The sequence below is a fragment of the Nocardia aurantia genome (assembly GCF_009604425.1).
GTDB classification, from domain to species: Bacteria; Actinomycetota; Actinomycetes; order Mycobacteriales; family Mycobacteriaceae; genus Nocardia; species Nocardia aurantia.
In genome coordinates, this window is record NZ_WEGI01000006.1 from 407,184 (window position 1) to 424,734 (window position 17,551).

At 68.9% G+C, this 17,551-nt stretch carries 19 protein-coding genes; 3 read left to right on the top strand and 16 right to left on the bottom strand.

From position 1 onward, the window contains the following. Positions 1-5: 5 nt before the first annotated feature. The gene (locus NRB56_RS15945; RefSeq protein ID WP_153342819.1) at positions 6-1,010 is read left to right on the top strand and encodes a LacI family DNA-binding transcriptional regulator; all 1,005 of its coding nucleotides are present in this window, start codon (positions 6-8) and stop codon (positions 1,008-1,010) included. A 9-nt stretch (positions 1,011-1,019) separates the two neighbouring features. On the opposite strand, the gene NRB56_RS15950 is transcribed toward NRB56_RS15945, so the two are convergent. The 10 genes from NRB56_RS15950 to NRB56_RS15995 all read right to left on the bottom strand — a co-directional run bounded on the left by NRB56_RS15950 (position 1,020) and on the right by NRB56_RS15995 (position 11,856). Next, the gene (locus tag NRB56_RS15950) at positions 1,020-2,039 is read right to left on the bottom strand and encodes a zinc-dependent alcohol dehydrogenase (RefSeq protein WP_153342820.1); all 1,020 of its coding nucleotides are present in this window, start codon (positions 2,037-2,039) and stop codon (positions 1,020-1,022) included. Positions 2,040-2,071: 32 nt separating this feature from the next. Then, positions 2,072-2,671, bottom strand: a complete 600-nt coding sequence (locus NRB56_RS15955) for a TetR/AcrR family transcriptional regulator (protein ID WP_153342822.1) — start codon at positions 2,669-2,671, stop codon at positions 2,072-2,074. Between the two features lie 49 nt (positions 2,672-2,720). Next, positions 2,721-4,418: an MFS transporter gene (locus NRB56_RS15960; RefSeq protein WP_153342823.1), complete on the bottom strand. Its 1,698-nt coding sequence runs from the start codon at positions 4,416-4,418 to the stop codon at positions 2,721-2,723. Positions 4,419-4,573: 155 nt separating this feature from the next. Next, positions 4,574-5,008 carry a PIN domain-containing protein gene (locus NRB56_RS15965; RefSeq protein ID WP_153342825.1) on the bottom strand — a complete coding sequence of 145 codons (435 nt, stop codon included), beginning with the start codon at positions 5,006-5,008 and terminating at the stop codon, positions 4,574-4,576. Continuing rightward, positions 5,005-5,262 carry a ribbon-helix-helix domain-containing protein gene (locus tag NRB56_RS15970; RefSeq protein WP_153342827.1) on the bottom strand — a complete coding sequence of 86 codons (258 nt, stop codon included), beginning with the start codon at positions 5,260-5,262 and terminating at the stop codon, positions 5,005-5,007. The genes NRB56_RS15965 and NRB56_RS15970 overlap by 4 nt, the downstream gene beginning before the upstream one ends. A gap of 38 nt (positions 5,263-5,300) precedes the next feature. Beyond that, complete coding sequence (locus NRB56_RS15975; protein WP_319943059.1) at positions 5,301-6,356, bottom strand: Ldh family oxidoreductase; 1,056 nt, start codon at positions 6,354-6,356, stop codon at positions 5,301-5,303. Between the two features lie 22 nt (positions 6,357-6,378). Then, positions 6,379-8,091 (bottom strand): thiamine pyrophosphate-dependent enzyme, encoded by a 1,713-nt coding sequence (locus NRB56_RS40145; protein ID WP_319943060.1) that lies wholly within the window; start codon positions 8,089-8,091, stop codon positions 6,379-6,381. A gap of 34 nt (positions 8,092-8,125) precedes the next feature. Further along, positions 8,126-8,986 (bottom strand): amidohydrolase family protein, encoded by an 861-nt coding sequence (locus NRB56_RS15985; protein WP_153342829.1) that lies wholly within the window; start codon positions 8,984-8,986, stop codon positions 8,126-8,128. 123 nt (positions 8,987-9,109) lie between these two features. Then, entirely contained in the window at positions 9,110-10,318 is a 1,209-nt protein-coding gene (lhgO, locus tag NRB56_RS15990; RefSeq protein ID WP_153342831.1) for an L-2-hydroxyglutarate oxidase, read from the bottom strand. 80 nt (positions 10,319-10,398) lie between these two features. After that, complete coding sequence (locus NRB56_RS15995; protein WP_153342833.1) at positions 10,399-11,856, bottom strand: aldehyde dehydrogenase family protein; 1,458 nt, start codon at positions 11,854-11,856, stop codon at positions 10,399-10,401. Positions 11,857-11,927: 71 nt separating this feature from the next. Here NRB56_RS15995 and NRB56_RS16000 point away from each other — a divergent pair, with 71 nt between their 5' ends. Together NRB56_RS16000 and NRB56_RS16005 are read left to right on the top strand one after the other, a co-directional pair. Next, positions 11,928-12,335 carry a putative quinol monooxygenase gene (locus tag NRB56_RS16000; RefSeq protein WP_319943061.1) on the top strand — a complete coding sequence of 136 codons (408 nt, stop codon included), beginning with the start codon at positions 11,928-11,930 and terminating at the stop codon, positions 12,333-12,335. Between the two features lie 113 nt (positions 12,336-12,448). Continuing rightward, positions 12,449-13,048 carry a Uma2 family endonuclease gene (locus tag NRB56_RS16005; RefSeq protein ID WP_153342835.1) on the top strand — a complete coding sequence of 200 codons (600 nt, stop codon included), beginning with the start codon at positions 12,449-12,451 and terminating at the stop codon, positions 13,046-13,048. Here the strand turns inward: NRB56_RS16005 and NRB56_RS16010 are convergent. The 6 genes from NRB56_RS16010 to NRB56_RS16035 all read right to left on the bottom strand — a co-directional run bounded on the left by NRB56_RS16010 (position 13,041) and on the right by NRB56_RS16035 (position 17,551). Then, positions 13,041-13,571: an SRPBCC domain-containing protein gene (locus NRB56_RS16010; protein ID WP_153342836.1), complete on the bottom strand. Its 531-nt coding sequence runs from the start codon at positions 13,569-13,571 to the stop codon at positions 13,041-13,043. The two genes, NRB56_RS16005 and NRB56_RS16010, sit on opposite strands and share 8 nt — an antisense overlap. A 412-nt stretch (positions 13,572-13,983) precedes the next feature. Beyond that, positions 13,984-15,042 carry a uroporphyrinogen decarboxylase/cobalamine-independent methonine synthase family protein gene (locus tag NRB56_RS16015; RefSeq protein ID WP_153342838.1) on the bottom strand — a complete coding sequence of 353 codons (1,059 nt, stop codon included), beginning with the start codon at positions 15,040-15,042 and terminating at the stop codon, positions 13,984-13,986. Beyond that, the gene (locus NRB56_RS16020; protein ID WP_153342840.1) at positions 15,042-15,515 is read right to left on the bottom strand and encodes a GlcG/HbpS family heme-binding protein; all 474 of its coding nucleotides are present in this window, start codon (positions 15,513-15,515) and stop codon (positions 15,042-15,044) included. Before NRB56_RS16020 ends, NRB56_RS16015 begins: the two co-directional genes overlap by 1 nt. Further along, positions 15,512-16,303, bottom strand: a complete 792-nt coding sequence (locus NRB56_RS16025; RefSeq protein ID WP_153342842.1) for an alpha/beta fold hydrolase — start codon at positions 16,301-16,303, stop codon at positions 15,512-15,514. Before NRB56_RS16025 ends, NRB56_RS16020 begins: the two co-directional genes overlap by 4 nt. Positions 16,304-16,331: 28 nt before the next feature. After that, positions 16,332-16,745 carry a VOC family protein gene (locus tag NRB56_RS16030; RefSeq protein WP_319943062.1) on the bottom strand — a complete coding sequence of 138 codons (414 nt, stop codon included), beginning with the start codon at positions 16,743-16,745 and terminating at the stop codon, positions 16,332-16,334. Continuing rightward, entirely contained in the window at positions 16,742-17,551 is an 810-nt protein-coding gene (locus NRB56_RS16035) for a fumarylacetoacetate hydrolase family protein (RefSeq protein ID WP_227837761.1), read from the bottom strand. The genes NRB56_RS16030 and NRB56_RS16035 overlap by 4 nt, the downstream gene beginning before the upstream one ends.

The window sequence follows — 17,551 nt, forward strand, 5'->3', positions numbered from 1 at the left end:
TCGCGATGGCAATCACACGAGCCGACGTCGCTCGGCTGGCCGGTACGTCGCCCGCCTTGGTCAGCTACGTGATCAACGGCGGACCGCGCCAGGTCGCGCCCGCGACCCGTGCCCGCATCGAGGCGGCCATCGCCGAACTGGGCTACCGGCCGAACGTGTCCGCGCGCAGCCTGCGGATGAACCGCGGGCACGCGCTGGGCATGGTCATCCCCGACGGCGCGAACCCGTTCTTCGCCGAACTGTCGGCGGTGATCGAGGCGGCGGCCTTCGCCCGCGGCTATCCGCTGTTCGTCGGCAACGCCGCCGGCGACGAGGAACGCGAGCGCGCCTACGTCCGCACCTTCATCGACCGCAGAGTCGAAGGGCTGCTGGCGATCTCGTCGTCGTGGGAGACCGGCGTCGCCGACGCCTGCGAGGAGTCGGACATGGCGCTGGTCGCGGTCGACCGCATCATCGATCCGACGAGATGTGCTCACGTGATGTGTGATTCGGTGACCGGCGCGCGAGATGCCGTGGCGCACTTGATCGAACACGGTCACCGCGTGATCGCCTGCCTCAGCGGCCCGCACGTGTCCACCGCCGAGGACCGAGTACTGGGTTACCGAAATGCCCTGGCGGAGGCCGGATTACCGGAGGGCCCGCTGCTCCGCGCGGATTTCGGCGGAGCCGCGGGCTACCACGCGCTGGCCGAACTCACCGCCGCCGCCCCGCGCCCCACCGCGGTCTTCGTCACCAGCGACCTCCAGGCGATGGGCATGCTGCGCGCCGCCCACGATGCCGGGCTGCGGGTTCCCGACGACCTGGCGGTCGTGGCCTTCGACGGCATCGAGTACGCCCGCTACACCCGCCCCGGACTCACCACGATGGTCCAGCCCACCCGCCGGATGGGCGAACTGGCCGTCGACCTCCTGCTGGAACAGATCGGCAGCCGCACCACCCACCCCGGCGTGACGCGGCTGACCGCCGAACTGACCCGGCGCGGTTCCTGCGGCTGCGCCGACGAATTCTGAGTCGAATCCTCAGCGGGTGGCGACGAGTTTGATCGGGGTTTCGAGCAGCGCGTCGACGGCGTCTTCCCAGGTGGTGGTGACGGTGGTGACCACCGACGGATCGAAACGACCCGCCGCGACCAGATCCAGGACCCGCGGGATGGCGGCACGGACGTGCGCGCGGCCGGTGTGCAGGGTGCAGCAGCGCGAGTACATCGCGAGCATCGGCAGCGGGACATCGCCCAGATGCACACTGACACTGGTGCATCGGCCGTCCGCGGCGGTGGCGTCGATCGCGGCGCGCAACGCCGTCGTACCGCCACCGGCCTCCACCGTGATCGGGAACCGGCCCACCCGGGTATCAGCCGCCCCCTCCACGGCCTCGGCCCCCAGGGCGCGCGCGATCTCCAGGCGCTCGATCGAATCATCCAGGTAGACAACGCGATCGGATCCCAGCGCGACCGCGAGCCCGGCGGCGTAGAGTCCGATGGACTGCGCACCGGGACCACCGAGCACCAGGACTTCGGCGCCGGGGTCGGCGTCCAGCTGCGGCCCGACGGCCCGGTAGCCGTCGGGAACATTGTCGCTGACACTGGCCACGACGGCGGGATCGACTCCGGCGGGCACCGGGACCAGCATGGCGTCGGCGTGTGGTATCAGCGCCAGGTCGGCCCACAACCCGCCCCAGTCCAGCCCGCCCAGCGCGCCGAGGCCGAACGTCGACATCCGCGGATGACTCGCGCAATTGCCGGTGCGCCCGCGCCGGCAGGCCGGACAGGTGCCGCAGGATATCTGGAACGGCACCACGACGTGGTCGCCGACCGCGATCCGGCGCACCTCCTCCCCGACCGCGACGACCTCGGCCACCCCCTCGTGCCCGAACGGATAGGGCCCCGGCAGGGGGTAGGCGCCCCGCAAGACCGCTCGATCGATATCGCAGGTGGCCAGGGCGACCGGGCGCACCAGCGCCTGTTCCGGGCCGGTGAGCACGGGAGCGGTGGTCTCTTCCCAGGCCAGCCCGCCCGGTCCGGTCAGCATCAAACGCTTCATGGACCACAGTCTCGCTAGAACGTTCTTTCCAGTCAAGGTCGCGGGGCGGATCGCTCCCCGATTCCGGCCTCGGCCAGCGTTATTCGGATCAACCGCTCCATCCCCTCGGCCACCGTGCGCAACGGCGCGTCCGACTGCCGCACCCGCGCCAGGATCGTCGCCCCTTCGTAGGCGGCCACCACGGTCGTCGCGACCTCCCGAGCCCGGTCGGCGTCGACCCCGAGATCCGCGAGCAGCGACGCGTACGCCCGCTCCATCACCTCGAATGCCGCCACGCAGGCCGCACGAACCGCCGCCACATCGCTGCCGCCGTCCAGAGCGGGCGTACCCACCGGACACCCCTCGGCGAAGTCAGAGACACCCAGTTTGCCCGCCATGAACTCGAACAGGGCGGCGGTCGTCGCGAACACCTCACGGGGCGCCGCCGCGATCATCCGCCCCGAGAGCACCCCCGTCCCGGTGATCGCCGCGATGGCGATCTCCTCCTTACCACCCGGGAAGTGGTGGTAGATCGACCCGTACGGCAGCCCGGCCGCCTCGCTCAACTTCTTCAACCCGAACCCGTGATACCCGTGCCGGGCCAGCAACCCCGCCGCCGCCACCTCGATCCGCCGTCGCGATTCCGAAACCATTTCCCCATTCTGCAACGCCCGCGGACCGGGACAGGCCGTCGCTGCGCGGTCAGTGTCGCTGGTTCAGCACTTCGGCCCGATCGTGGCGGGCGCGGGAGATCGACAGTCCGCGGCGGGCCGGGCGGATGTCGTCGACCGGTTCGGCGATCAGATGCATGGTCCGGGTCTCGCCCACGGTGTACTGCTCGACGCGCTTCTCCGCGGACTCGTCGAGGGCGGTCAGCCGGACGTGCTGCTGATGCATGTGCTCCTCCCAGGAGCGCACCACGAACGCCTCGATATAGCGGTCGGTGGCCCCGATATCCCGGTACAGCTGCCAGCGCGAGGCGCCGGTGCGCTGCCGGGAGCGGCTGACGCGGGCCATCGCGGCGGTGAAGTCGGCGGCCTGTTCGGCGGGCACCTGATAGGTGCGCAGGACCAGCACCGGTCCGTCCCGCGGCTCGGGTTCGACGACCATCGCCGGTTCCGGCCAGAATTCCGCGTGCCGGGTGTCCAGCGAGGTGACCCGGACCGGCCACCAGCGCGTGCTCAGCGCGCACAGGCCGAGCAGTCCGGCGCTGACCAGCAGGGTCGGCACGAGACCGACCGTGCCGGCGACCGCGCCCCACACCAGCGCGCCGATCGCCTGGCCGCCCATCAGCACGAGTTGAAACATGGACAGTCCGCGGGCGCGCACCCAGCCCGGGAGCAGCAACTGCATCGAGGAGTTCATGGTCGACATCGAGACCATCCAGGCCAGGCCCGCGAATAGCAGTCCCAGCCATACCAGCGGCGGATACGGGACCAGGGCGGCGGCCAGCGCGCCGATGCCGAACAGGACACCCGCCAGGGCCAGCAACCCGGTGGTACTCAGCACACGCCGCAACCGGCCGATCTGGGTCGCGCCGAGCACCGCGCCGGCGCCGAGCGCGCTCAGCAGCACGCCGTATCCGCCGGAGCCGAGCGCGAGCCGGTCGTGGGCGACCACCGCGAGCAGCGACCACACCGCGCTGGCCGGGAAGATGAACAGGATCGAGCGCAACAGCACCCGCCGGATCGAGGGCGACGAGCGGATGAACCGCAGTCCGGCGCGCAGTGCCGGCAGCGGGCGCTCGGCAGGCAGGTCACGCGCGACGATGGGCCGCCGCCACCGGAACAGCACCGCCACGATGCCGATGAAGGACAGGGCGTTGAGCCCGAACACCACGGTCGGTCCGGCCAGCGACACCAGGACACCCGCCAGCGCCGGCCCGATCGCCCGCGCGCTGTTGATGTTCATACTGCTCAGCGAGGCGGCGGCGGGAATCTGCCTGCGCGGCACCAGTTCCGGCTGGATGGCCTGCCACGACGGGGACACCAGCGCCTGACCGCACCCGAGCAGGAACAGCAGTGACAGCAGGACCAGCGGCGTGGTGTGCCCGACGGCGGTGACGACGGTCAGCACCACGGCGAGGACCGCCATCGCGGTCTGCGCGGCGAGCAGCAGCCGCCGTCGATCCAGCAGATCCGCGAGCACCCCCGACGGCACCACCAGCAACATCACCGGCAGCGTGGTCGCGGCCTGCACCAGTGACACCAGCACGGCCGCGTGCGGCTTGTCCACCAGCAACCACTGCGCTCCGACCGTCTGCATCCAGGTCCCGAGATTCGACACCATCTGCGCGATCCACAGCGCCCGGTACAGCGGGGACGAGAGCGGCGCCCACGTCGACACGGCATGTTCCCGCGCCACTCGATCCGACACCCGATCCGCCGCCGTGCTGACCAACCCGCTACCTCCACAAACCTCATCGCGCGCCGCACCCGGCGCCTGTTCCGCGCAACGCCACTGGCACAGGGCCGATTCCCGTCGGCTGGGGCCGGAGACAAAACTCACGTCGCCGCACCGGACATAGTGTCCAGGCCAGCCGCGGTTGCCCTATGTCAAAGGTCGTCGGGCAGCAATCGGAAGGCCGGATGTTCCGTCAACGGAGTGATCGCTCGAAAGCCCTTGCGATCCAGCGTCAACACAGCATCGGTCTCGTAGATCTCCGCAAGTACCACGTTGGTGGCATCGGTCAGATCGAGCGACAGCGCAGCGTAGCGCTCCTGGATCGACCGGCTCCGGCGAAAGGTACTCGCCGCGATCACGGGCAACTCGATGCGCCCGATGGCCTCCGCGCGCAACAACCAGTCATCGACGCGGTATGCGGCCTGCCTACCGACATTCCGCGTAACGATGTGTTCGATCTCCAACAGGACCAACGGCGAGACCACCGTGAGCGCCGCGCGGTCCAATGTGACACGGGCCGTGGCGCTCTCGGGATCGCTCGGATTGAATGCCGCGACCAATCCCGATGTGTCGCCGATGACGATCATTCGCGCGCTGGACGCGTATGTCGCTCCGAAATGACATCGGTGACGGTCTGATGGACCTCCTCGGCCGATATCGGCCGACCGAAATCGACCACCGGAATGTCCCAGTCCTCGGACCAGCGCCGAGCACGCTGTGCGACCAGGTGAAAAGCTTCCCGCAGGTACTCGGACTCCGACCGGCCTTCCCGAGCGGCGGCCTGCTTCAACAGGGCAAGATCCTCTTCATCGACCATCACAGTGGTCTTCTTCATGACCATATGGCTATGGTACCTCCACCACCATCGCGAGCGAGAACTCAGCCCGCCGGTGCGGGCACTGTGACACCGAGTTTCTCGGCGGCGGTCTCTAATTCCGCCCAGACCTTGGCGGCGACCGGGATTCCGGTGGTGGCGCGGTGTTGCGCTGTGGCCGAGGAGGATTCGCCGGGGTAGCGGATGTCGGTCTGTTCGTCGGCGCGGGGCAGGGATTTCAGGGTGTCGAGGGTGGTGTCGACGGCGGCGATGAACTGTGCCGGGTCGCCGAAGGCGGCCGGGTCCAGAGCGATGATCAGGGCGTTCTGGCGGTGGACGCGGCCGTCTGGGTCGTCGCTGTGGAAGGAGGAGAGGATCGGCGCGCCGACCAGGACGCTGGTCAGCAGTTCGAACAGCAGGGACATGCCCGCGCCCTTGGCGCCGCCGAGCGGCAGGGGCATCTTCGCGAGGGTGGGGTCGGTGGTGGGGGTGCCGTCGGCGGTGGCGGCGGTGCCCTCCGGCAATTGCTTTCCGGCGTTGCGGAATTGGGCGATCTTGCCGAGGGCGATGCCGGCGGTCGCCATGTCCAGCAGCGGGGTGCTGTGGACGGCGGCGGGGACGGCGATGGCGAGCGGGCTGGTGGCGACCGCGGCGCCCTTGACGCCGGTGTAGCTCATGTTCGGCATGCCCGCGACGAAACCGATGCCGATCAGGCCGGCCTCGGCGATGCGGGAGGTGTAGTAGCCGATGGCGCCGGTGTGCACGGTGCGGCGGACGCCGACCGCCGCGATGCCGGTGGTGCGGGCGCGGGCGATCGCCTCGTCGGCGGCCGCGGTGAGCGCGACCGGGCCGGGGGCGCGGTCGGCGTCGATCACGGCGACGGCGGCCGCGGTGGACCGGATCCGCAGGTCCGGGTTCTTGTTCGCCTCACCGGAATCCAGCAGTTCCAGGTAGCGCGGCACCCGGGAGGCGCCGTGCGAGTCGACGCCGCGCAGGCTGGCCCACGCCAGCACCTCGGCGACGGTGGCGGCGTGCTCGGCGGAAGTGCCGGCGCGGGTGAACAATTCGGCGAAGAAGGTGGTCAGTTCCGGGGCGGGAACGACGACTTTGGCTGGGGGCACGGATATCACACTCCGGATGGGATCAGCGGGAGACGGCGACGTTGACGACGGCGGTGGTGCCGCCGCGCACGGATTTCAGCGCGCGGTCCAGGGCGGCTTCGAGATCGCTTGCCGCATCGACGTTCTCGGTGTGGAAGTCGAACGGCTCGGCGAACCGGGCCGGATCCGGCTGGGTGGACAGATCCACGCCGAGCCATTCGCCGGTCTCGACCGCGGCGCCGTCGGGATAGAACCGCAGATGGTTCATCTGCATCGACAGGTATTTCGCGTTGTTGAACACCACGATCAGCACCGGCAGGTCGTGGGCCTTGGACGCGTGCAGCGACTGCACGATCGGGTTGTACAGGTAGGACCCGTCACCGACGGTGAAGACCACCGTCCGGCCGGGGGCGGCCAGCTTCACGCCGAGCGCCACGGCGATGCCCTGGCCGAGACCGCCCTGCACGTAGAAGTAGGAGTCGGGGGTCTCGCGGCGCAGGTGCCGCTGCACCACCCGGCTGTGGGTGATGGTCTCGTCCACCACGATCGGGTCCTCGCCGGCGAGCAGCCGGCGCAACGTGGCGGCCACCAGCACCGGATCGATCGCGGTCGCCGCCTCGGCGCGGGCCTCGGCCTGTTCGATCGCCTGCACCTCGTCCGCGTGCCGCGCCAATTGTGTTGCCCGCCGCGTGCTTTCGAGAGCCGCGGCCGTCAGGCCCTGTTCGCGGGCCAGCCCGGCCAGCGCGCGCAGGGTGGCGGCGACCCCGCCCTCCAGATAGACGTCGGCGAACAGCACCTGGTAGACGATGTGCGGCCGCTGCGGAACCTCGTCCAGCACAACGACGGTCGCCTTCGCCGGGCGCCGGCTCGGCGGGTAGAACGGAGCCCGGCAGTTCACCAGCAGGATCAGGTCCGCGGTGTCCAGGAACGGGCCGATGTCGCCACCGGCGTGCAGTTCGTGGGTGCGCGGGAAGTTCGCGCACACAGCGGAACTCGGCTCGATCACCGGGATCCGCAACGCCTCCGCGAATTCCACCAGCGCCTGCAGGCCGCCGGGCTCGCGGCCGGTGGTCTCGGTGACGATCACCGGATTCTCCGCTCGCGCCAGCAGATCCAGCACCCGCTGCGTCTCGTCGGTGGCGCTGACATGGGAACCCTTGGCCACCAGCGGTTTCGGCTCCGGTCCGGTCCACGGGTCGAGCAGCACCTCGACCGGGATGTCGAGGTAGACCGGACCGGCGGGGGCCCGCTGCGCCAGTTCCGCGGCGCGGGTGATCATCGTGGGCAGGATCGACACCGAACCGACCTGGTTGGCCCACTTGGTGAACGGCGCCGCGATGCTCTGCATCCCGCCGACGAAGGACAGGTTGCGGTACCACTGACCCCCCGGATCCGGGCCGGGGCCGTCGCCGTAGGTGATCGACTCCGAGGAGGCCACCACCATCGGCACGCCGGCCAGCAGCGCGCCGTGCACCGCCATCGACCCCTGCAACAGGCCGGGGCCCGCGTGCAGCAGCACGCCCTGGGCCCGGCGGGTCACCAGACCGTAGCCGGTGGCCATGCCCACGGCCACGGTCTCGTGCAGCAGGTCCAGGTAGCGCGGCGCCGGCAGGCCGTCGCGGTGCCGCCGCGCCAGCGACTCCCACACCGGCGCCCACTCCGAACCGGAGGCGCAGAAGATGTAGTCCGAACCGATCGCGTCGAAGGCGGCGATGACCGCGTCGCCGCCGTCGGGGGTGTAGTTGTCGCTGGTCACATCGAATCCTGTTCCGGTAGTCGCGGTCGGTGGGTCAGCCCTCGATCGGCCAGCCGAGGCATTCGCTGATGCCGCGGCCCATGATCCACTCGAGCTCCTCGGGCGAGAAGTCGAAATGCTTGGTGAACTGCTCGATCGTGTCGGTGTAGCTGAGCCCGTGGCCGAGCAGGCGGGTGATGTCGGTACCCCAGAAGCAGTGCTGCGGGCCCATCTTGTCGACCATCTCGCGCACGTACTTCTCGATGTTCAGGTTCGGGAACGGCTGGGTCGAATAACCCGGCAGCGCGGACACTTTCACGTAGATGTTCGGATGGTTGTGCAGGTCGGCGGTTTCCGCGACCCAGTAGCCGATGGCGTCGTCGACGCAGCGCGCCATGATGCCCATGTGGTCGATGATGATCTTCAGGCCCGGGTGCTTCTCCGCGATGGCGCCGAGTTCGGCCTTCCAGACCGGCGCGTGCACCATCGTCGGGATGTTCAGCTCCTCGGCGACCGGCCAGTACCAGTCGTTGGTGCCGTCGATCATCCAGTTGCGGTCCTGCGGCCGGTGGAAGGTCAGCCGGGTGCCCTTCACGTGCGGGTTCTCGGCGTATTCGCGCAGCAACCGGGTGCCCTCGACCGGGTCGTTCTGCGGGATGCGGGCCATGATGCCGAAGCGGTCCGGATGCGCCTCGCACGCCTCGAGGGCGTAGTCGATGCGGTCGCCCTCCCAGGACGGCGGCACGATGAGGGCCCGGTTGACGCCGGCCTCGTCCATCAGCGCCAGGCATTCCTCGTAGCTGAAGGCCTCCTCGCGGTGGCCGTTGAGCCGAATCCGCTCGCGCGCGCCGGGCACCCACGGCCGATCGGGGGTTTCCTCTTTCCAGATGTGGACCTGGGTGTCGACGACGAACATTGTTCTCCTCGCTTCGTGTCGGGCTCTTGCCGGGACCGAATGAATTCGCTTCGGCGGCAATTCGGACGTTAGCCGGAAAAATACCGGCCGTGGAGTCCGCGGAATGCAAACGGTTGTTGCGCGTTATGCGGGTATTTTCTTGCCGTCGATGACGTCGACCACGTATTCCGCGATCGCCATGCACGAGGTGGCCGCGGGCGACGGCGCATTACGGACGGCGGTGAGGGGGCCGAGCCGATGGATGCGGAAATCGTCCACCAGCGACCCGTCGGCGTCGAGCGCCTGGGCGCGCACGCCCGCGCCGCCGCGCACGACGTCGCGGACGCCGATCTCCGGGACGTATTTCCGCGCGCCTTTCATGTAGGCCCGCATCGAGAACGAGCCGTACATTTCCCTGATACCGGTCAGCCAGTGCTGCCGGGCCATTCGCCAGAAACCGGGCCAGGCCGCGATACCGGCCAGATCGCGCGCCGACACCGTGGACCGCCGATAGCCCTCGCGGGCGTAGGCGAGCACCGCGTTCGGCCCCACCTCCACCTCGCCCGAGACCCGGCGGGTGAAATGGACGCCGAGGAACGGGTAGCGCGGGTCCGGCACCGGATAGATCAGGCCGCGAATCATGGCCTCCTTCTCCGGTTTCAGCAGCATGTACTCGCCGCGGAACGGGATGATGCGAGGGCCCGGGGTGTCGCCGGCCAGGCCGGCGACGGCGTCGCTGTGCAGGCCCGCGCAGACGATCAGGCTGTTCACGTGGACCACGTCGGTGGCCGAGGCGATCTGTAAACCGTTGGGGACGTTGCGGATCCCGGTCACCTCGAACCCGAGTCGCACCTCCCCGCCGGCCCGCCGGATGTCCTCGGCGAACGCCTCGGCGATCCGGGTGTAGTCGGTGATCGCCGTGTGCGGCGAGTACAACGCCGCCAAACCCGTTGCGTGCGGCTCGATCTCGCGGATCTCGGCGGCGCCGACGCGGCGCAGGCCGGGCACCGCGTTGGCACCCGCGCGATCGGCGAGCGCGTCCATGCGGGCCACGTCGTCCTCGTCGATCGCAACCACCAGTTTGCCGACCTCGTCGTAGGGCAACTCCCGCGCGGCGCAATACTCGCGCAACAGGTCCCGCCCCCGGCTGCACAGCGTCGCCTTCAAACTACCAGGGGTGTAATAGATTCCGGCGTGCACGACACCGGAATTGTGACCGGTCTGATGGACCGCGACCCGATCCTCCTTCTCCACGATCACGATCCGCGCGCCGGGCCGGCGCCGGGTCAATTCCCGGCCGATCGCCAGGCCCACGATGCCCGCGCCGATGATGCCGATGGTTTCCTCAGCCATGAAACGTTGTCCTCTCTCGCCACATTTCTCCGACTCGGCAGGATTCTCCCGGAACGGCCGGGACATACCCGCTCCTGCGGTCAGAAATGAATCGCGAAGGTCTTCACGCGGGTGTAGAAGCGCAATACCTCCTCGCCCTGCTCCTTGAACGGGGATCCGGAATCGCGGAATCCGCCGAACGGCATGTGCACATCCCAGCCGGGGGTGGTGGTGTTGACCGCCACCTGCCCGGTCTCCACCTCGTCGACGAACCGGTGCGCGGCCGCCAGACCGGTGGTGAAAACCGCTGCGGCCAAACCGAAATCGGAATCGTTGACCGCCGCGATGGCCTGGTCCAGATCATCGACCGGGCACAGTGCCAGCACCGGGCCGAACACCTCCTCGCGCCACACGTCCATCTCGGCGGTGACATCGGAGAGCAGGGTCGGGACCACGTAGCAGCCGTGCGCGAGCGCGTCGTCCGCGGGCACGGTACCGCCGACATCGATCCGGGCGCCCTGGTCGACCGCCTTGTCGATCGCGGCCAGCACCCCGTCGCGGTGTCCCGCACTGGTGAGCGGTCCGACCACGGTGTCCGGTGCGGAGCCGGGACCGACCCGCAGCGCCGCCACCCGCTCGCGCAGCAGTTCCGCGAACCGATCGTGCACCGCCCGCTCCACCAGCACCCGGCTGGTGGCGGTGCAGCGCTGCCCGGCCTGCCCGAACGCCGCCGCCACGACGGTCGTCGCGGCATACTCCAGATCGGCGTCGGCGAGCACCACCGAGGCGTTCTTGCCGCCGAGTTCACCCTGGAATCGCACGTTGCGCGCGGCCACCCGGACCCGTAACGCCTCCCCCACCGCATTGCTGCCGGTGAAGGTGACCGCCGCGATCCGCGGATCGTCCAGCAGCGCGTCCGCCAATTGCGAAGTGCGGCCGGTGATCACGTTGAGTACGCCGGCGGGCAGCCCGGCGTCGTGCAGCGCCCGCGCGAAATGCAGTCCGGACAAAGGGGTTTCGGTGGCGGGCTTGAACACCGCGGCATTCCCGGCCGCCAGCGCGGGCGCCAGCTTCCGGGCCGGGGTGATCAGCGGATCGTTCCACGGCGTGATAGCCAGCACCACGCCGATCGGCTCCCGCTGGAAACCCGCCTTGGTGTCCGGCCGCGCGTCGTGCAGCAGCGTGCCGTACCCGGCCCGCGCGATCCCCGCGAAATACTCCAGGAAATCCGCGGCCTTGCCTACCTCACCGGTGGCTTCGGCGCGCGTCTTCCCGTTCTCGGCGGTGACGTCGGCGGCGATCTCCCCGGTCCGCTCCCGCAGCAGCCCCGCGGCCCGGATGAGCACCTTCGCCCGCTCGAACGGCGAGGTCGCCTTCCACACCGCGAAGCCACGCTCGGCGGCATCGTAGGCGGCGCGCACGTCATCGACGGTGAGCGCCGGAATTCGCGCGATCGGCGTCCGCACGTCGGTCGGATCGAACACGTCGATCCCGTCCTCCGCCCCGACCCACTGCCCACCGATCAAGGTCCGGTTCGACTCCACGGACTGCACGGGCATCGCCGCTCCTTCGGAAACTCGTCGGGATGAATACGCGGGAAGCACGCATCGTCGGGTCACGATAAGAAACCGTGTCCGGTATCCACCACGGTCCGGGGAGCATCCATTGCTTGCAGGCTCCGCACCCTGTATTCGGCTCCCGCCGTGATGGAATCGGCGAGGATCGCACGTTCGACGAAGGAGTATCCGTGCCCTATGCCGTGATCGCCCGCTACCGAGTGGCGCCCGAGGATACCGCAGTAGTCCGTGCCGCGCTGGAAAAAATGCGCACACATACCTTGCGGGAACCGGGAAACCTACTCTACATACTGCACACCGACCCGGCCGACCCGGCGATATTCACCATCTACGAACAATATGCCGACGAATCCGGATTCGAGGCCCACAAGAACACACCACACTTCGCCGAACACATTCTCGGCACGATATTCCCCCGCCTGACCGAGCGAGTGGTGAGCTTCGGGAGCGTGCTGGACTGAGCCGCGTCGCAGCACATCGGCCCGCAGGCGCCGTCACAGCACGGCCGGCTGTGGCGGTCCCGTACACCCTGCAGCTCGCAGTCGCCTTCAACCCGGCACGTTATGCTCCCGCCATGACCGCCCTGCCGGTGTGGACCACCGACTCCGCGTCGCTGCGGCTCACCGAGGAGATCTACGCGGCACTCCCCGAGGAGACCCGCAGGTCGCTGGAAGTGATCGACGGGCACGTAATGTTCTGCCGCCGAGGCGAAGTCGAGCACAGTATTGTGGCCCGACGTCTGGCACAGGCCCTGGACGCGAACCGACCGACCGAACTGCGCACTCGAGTGGTGACCGATTTCGAGATGCACTTCCGCCGGGATCGGCCGACCGGCCGGAGTTTCTCGTTCCGCCGACCGGCTGTGGCTCTGCACCAGTGCTTTCACGACGATCGCGACCTCATCACCTCCGAGGTCCTGCTCGTCGCCGAGGTCGTCTCGCCGGGATTCGGTTATGTCGAAACGGTCGACAAGGTAGCTGAATACGCCGACGAGGGTATTCCGATCTACCTCGTCGTCCATCTCGACACCGAGCGCAAGGCGAAGATCATTCAGGAGCACCGGCTCGATCGGGCGAGCAATACGTATCGGCTCGTGGCGACTCATCAGGACACGCTCTGTCTGAGCGACCCGTTCGAAGTCGTTGTGCCGTTCGCCGATCTCGACGCTATCTGACCGCGGTCGCACCGGTGGCGGCGCGGATCAGGCCGTCGACCCAGTCCTGGTGGCCGTTGAGCATGGGGTTGGGGTGTTGCCGGGCCAATTCGGCTGCGGGGGCGCCTTTTTGGGATTCCTGGGTGAGGATGCGGACGCGGCCGCCGGGGAGGTCCTCCAGGAGCCAGGCGTGCAGGACGTCCAGACGGGATTCGGGCGGGCCGTCCTGATGGGCGGTCCAGGCCAGGCGGGCGGGGGTGGCGGGAGCCGGGGGGACGCATTCGGTGACCCGGGCGTCCAAGGGCGGGAAACCGAAGGTGGCGAAGGAGAATCGCAGGCCTTCGGTGAGGATCGGGCCGCCGCCGTCGGGGAAGGTGATGTCGGAGGCGTTGTCGTAATAGGTGTGCCATTTCGTAGTGTCGGCCAGATACGGCCAGATGTCGGCGGCCGTGGGGCCCGCCACGATAATCTCGTTGGACACGAAATTGTCGGTCAGGCCGGGTAGATATTCCGCCGGCCAGTCGATCGCGTTCGCCAAGCCCATCGGGACGCACCTCCGTCGTGGATTCCGCCGCCAATTTCTCGTGCCGCCGACCGGTTTCCGGCGTATCCACCGTCCGATCAGGAGGGGACGATACCGACTTTCCGGGACATTCCGCGGATGGCGTGCTCAGCTGTTATCCGGAAGGGATCGCGGCGGAATGGAAGAGTGGCCGCGATCGGTCGATCGCGGCCCCTCTCGGCCCCCTTGACCATGCCGTCCGGGACGGTCGGCTACCGCGCGAGCCCGGTCCAGGCGAGACCGGGCTCGCGCAGCACGAACCCGCCCGGCACAACCGCAGATCGCGGCACGAGCATCTGCCGCGCAGCCGGTCCGGCCGGACCGCGGCCGATGGGCGGCACGAGTCGCGGCGAGGCCGCCCCGAGGATGCGCGTCGGGCCCGGGGCGTCCGTTCCTAGAGCTCGTTGCCCCAGGTCATGCGCGCGATGGTTTCGACGTGAATCAGCTTGCGGCGCTGCTCTTCCGCGGTGAGGCGGGGGGTCGCGGCGACGTCGGCGAAGCCGCGGTTGGGGCTGACCGCGAGGTCCTCGACATCCTTCAGATCGGCGGCAATATCGATGCGGCGCATGATGTCGTCGACGTCCTCCAGTTCGGGGTTCTCGGCGTCGACGATGCCCAGGCAGGCGTCACGGTCGGCGGGCACCGCGCGCAGCAGGTCCGTCTCGGCGTCGGTGCCGGCGTGGTAGGGCAGCACCCAGCGGTCCACCGGGAGTTCGGCGAACAACCGCTCGGCGACCGCCTTGTCGACCGGGTCCGCCGCGCGGTGGGTCGGGTTCAGGCCGATGCGGACGTCCGCCGGTTTGGCGTCGAGGCGCACCGCGAGGGTGTCGACGGCTATCGCGTCGTCGAGGGGGAGGGTGTCGGTGCCTCGGGCGAACAGGGCGCGGGCGTATGCCGGGTTGTTCAGCTGAATCAGCTTGGCGCCGTTGGCGATCACCGCTTCGATCTCGGCGCGGACGATCGCCGCCAGTGCCTCGCCGAGCTCCTGGGCGCTCCCCCACGGGCCCGGGTGCTCCGGGTCGAAGGTGCGGGCGGCCAGGAAGGCCGGCGACGGCAGGGTGACCTTGACCGGGGTCGCCACGCCGGGGCCGGGGGCCACCGCCAGGGCGGCGAGGGCGGCGACATCGTCGGCCGGTCCCGCGGACCGGGGGGTGCCGACGGCGGTCCAGCGGCGGTAGCCGTGCTGGTCGGTGTCGTCACCGCGACGGAAGCCGCCGACGGTGTCCAGGATCGCGCCGCGGAAGTCCTCGCGCCGGAAATCGCCGTCGGTGATCACCGACAACCAGACCGAGCGCTGCAACCGGACCGCGTCCGCGATCGCGTGGTCCTCGACGGAACGCAGGTCGCCGTCGCCGATTTCGCGCGCCTCGTAGCGGGCGCGGGCGGCGAGCAACTCCGCGGGGCGAATCAGGCTGCCGTGGTGGTCGATTCGGAATTTGTAGGTGTCGGCCATTACTTCGCCTCCCCCTGCTCGTCGATCTGCTGCGCCGACTGTCCCCAGGCGCGGAAGACCAGTTCGTAGCCGAGCGCCTCGAGCACCTCGTTGCAGGTGGTCTCGTCCTCGTCGGGGGTGCCGCCGGAGATCCCGAGGCCGCCGAGCACTTCGCCGTCGCGCTTGATCGTGACCCCGCCCTCGGTCGCGACGATCGGGTACAGGCTCAGGTGCGAAAGCTTGTCGAAGAAACCGGGATTCGACTCTGCCCAGGCGTGCAGGTTGCGAGTGGGGCGCTCCATCACCGCGGCGCTGTGCGCCTTGGAGATGGCGATGCCGGGGGTCAGTACCCGGGCGCCGTCGGTGCGCTTGACCTGGAGGATGTAGCCGCCCGCGTCGACCACGGCGATGCTGAGCGCCTTGCCCAGCGCCGCACCGCGTTTCACGGTCTCGGCCATGATCAGGTCGACCTCGGCGGTGGTGAGTTTCGTCATCGGTGTGCGGTCACCTTCTGTGAGACGGCTTCCCGGATGCGGACGACGGCGGCGTTGTACAGGTCCGGGCGTTCCCAGTACATCGAGTGCGGGCCGCCGGGGACGATCGTCAGCCGCGAGCCGGGCAGCAGTTCGTGTGCGCGGCGGACGGTCTGCGGCCACAGCACCGCGTCCTGGTCGCCGGCCAGGAAGGTGATGTCCAGACCGGAGGCGGCGATCTCGTCGAGGCTCGGGCCGTTGGCCGACAGGTTGCGCAGATCGGCCATGGTCGCGACGTTGAAGGTGCCCATCTGCTGGAACAGGAACAGCTTCGCGCGCTCGTTCTCCTGGAAGCGCTTGCTCATCAGCCGGTCGATCACCGGCAGCTTGTCGGCCTCGGCCCGTTGCGCCGCAACGAGTTCCGATAGTTCCGGATGCTGGATGCCGCCGAGCGAATGTCCGAGCACGACGCCGGATACCCGCTCCGGGCGCAGGAGCGCGGCCTTCAGCGCGGCCACCGAACCGACGGACTGGCCGATCAGCACGACATCGCGCAGATCCTCGGCCTCCAGCACGGCGACGATGTCGCCGGGGAAGTCCTGGCCGTCGAAACCCGCCATCGACTTGTCGGAGTTACCGAATCCGCGCAGATCGATGGTGACGACGGTGTAGCGCTCGCGCAGTTCGACCACCTGCTGGTACCAGATCGCGTGGTGGCCACCGGATCCCTGTACGAAGAACAGCACCGGGCCCGCGCCGTGGCGTTCGTAGTAGATACTGGTGCCGTCCGGGGTGACGACTTTCGGCATGTTGATTCTCCTTGTGGCCGTTACCGATTCATTCCGGACGGTTGGCGTGGTAGACCAGCTCGATCATGGTGTGGTCGGGATCGTGGATGTAGCAGAACAGCGAGTTGTTCTCCGGCCGCCGCACCGGGCGGGTGTGCCGGACGCCGATCTGCTTCAGGTGGGCCAGAAATCCGTCCCAGTCGTCGACCTCGACGGCGAAGTGGTACGGCGCCATCCGGTCCATCTCCTCCACCGGGGTGAAGTGCAGATCGAAGGTGCCGAGGGTCATCAGCAGCACCCGGGTGTTGCTCTTGGGGATGATCCCCTTGAACCCGAACACCTTCGAGTACCACTGTTTGGTGCGCTGGATGTCGGTGGTCGGGAAGTTGACGTGGTGGATGTACCGGATCCTGCCGTTGGGCTCGACCGCGGTCGTTTCGGCGACGGTGGCATCATCGGTCACGGTCGGCACCTTTCTGTGTCGATATTCTCTTCTGCGACAACGGGATTGGACAGAATGCCGATCCCGCTCACCTCGACGTCCACGGTGGCGCCGGGATTCAGCTGACAGGTGCCGTCGGCACCCATCCAGAGCACGTCGCCGGGTTGCAGCGTGATGTACCGCGAGGTTTCGACGAGGTATTCGTACGGGTCGAAGATCATTGCCCCGGTAGGGAATTCGACCTCGACGCCACCATCGACGCGGATGGTGGTGGTCTGGGCGAGCGGGTCGACCTCGGTCTCGATCCACGGCCCCATCGGCTTGAAGGTGTCGGCGTTCTTGCTGCGCCAGAACGAGCGGTCGGCGTGCTGCCATTCCCGCGCGCTCACGTCGTTGCCGATGGTCCAGCCGAAGATCGCGTCGCGCGCCTCGTCATAGGAGGCGCGGCGCAGGGGGCGGCCGATCACCGCGACCACCTCCCCCTCCGCCTCGAAACGCCCCTGTACGTCAACGGGTTTCACGATCGGGGCGCGGTGGCCGGTGAGCGCGTTCTGCGCGCGGTAGCCGACCTCGGGCCGTTGCGGCACGGCGGCGGCCGGGTAGCCGTGCTCCAGCGCGTGTTCGATGTGACTCTTGTAGTTCAGGCCGACGGCGTAGAACACCGGCGGGATGACCGGCGGCAGGAATACCGCGGTGTCCAGCGCGACGGTGACGCCGATCTCGGCCGGCGCGCCGTCCAGCGGGGAGCGGTCCAGCAGCACGATCCGGTCGGCGTCCACCCGGCCGGACATCGGCCGGCCGTCGACTTCCACACGGCAATAACGCAT

What these genes read in the sequence shown, in the direction of transcription:
- NRB56_RS15945 (WP_153342819.1), top strand. Translation starts at nt 6, where the DNA reads ATGGCAATCACACGAGCCGACGTCGCTCGGCTGGCCGGTACGTCGCCC.
- NRB56_RS15950 (WP_153342820.1), bottom strand. Translation starts at nt 2,039, where the DNA reads ATGAAGCGTTTGATGCTGACCGGACCGGGCGGGCTGGCCTGGGAAGAG.
- NRB56_RS15955 (WP_153342822.1), bottom strand. Translation starts at nt 2,671, where the DNA reads ATGGTTTCGGAATCGCGACGGCGGATCGAGGTGGCGGCGGCGGGGTTG.
- NRB56_RS15965 (WP_153342825.1), bottom strand. Translation starts at nt 5,008, where the DNA reads ATGATCGTCATCGGCGACACATCGGGATTGGTCGCGGCATTCAATCCG.
- NRB56_RS15970 (WP_153342827.1), bottom strand. Translation starts at nt 5,262, where the DNA reads ATGGTCATGAAGAAGACCACTGTGATGGTCGATGAAGAGGATCTTGCC.
- NRB56_RS15985 (WP_153342829.1), bottom strand. Translation starts at nt 8,986, where the DNA reads ATGTTCGTCGTCGACACCCAGGTCCACATCTGGAAAGAGGAAACCCCC.
- lhgO (WP_153342831.1), bottom strand. Translation starts at nt 10,318, where the DNA reads ATGGCTGAGGAAACCATCGGCATCATCGGCGCGGGCATCGTGGGCCTG.
- NRB56_RS15995 (WP_153342833.1), bottom strand. Translation starts at nt 11,856, where the DNA reads ATGCCCGTGCAGTCCGTGGAGTCGAACCGGACCTTGATCGGTGGGCAG.
- NRB56_RS16005 (WP_153342835.1), top strand. Translation starts at nt 12,449, where the DNA reads ATGACCGCCCTGCCGGTGTGGACCACCGACTCCGCGTCGCTGCGGCTC.
- NRB56_RS16010 (WP_153342836.1), bottom strand. Translation starts at nt 13,571, where the DNA reads ATGGGCTTGGCGAACGCGATCGACTGGCCGGCGGAATATCTACCCGGC.
- NRB56_RS16015 (WP_153342838.1), bottom strand. Translation starts at nt 15,042, where the DNA reads ATGGCCGACACCTACAAATTCCGAATCGACCACCACGGCAGCCTGATT.
- NRB56_RS16020 (WP_153342840.1), bottom strand. Translation starts at nt 15,515, where the DNA reads ATGACGAAACTCACCACCGCCGAGGTCGACCTGATCATGGCCGAGACC.
- NRB56_RS16025 (WP_153342842.1), bottom strand. Translation starts at nt 16,303, where the DNA reads ATGCCGAAAGTCGTCACCCCGGACGGCACCAGTATCTACTACGAACGC.
- NRB56_RS16035 (WP_227837761.1), bottom strand. Translation starts at nt 17,551, where the DNA reads ATGCGTTATTGCCGTGTGGAAGTCGACGGCCGGCCGATGTCCGGCCGG.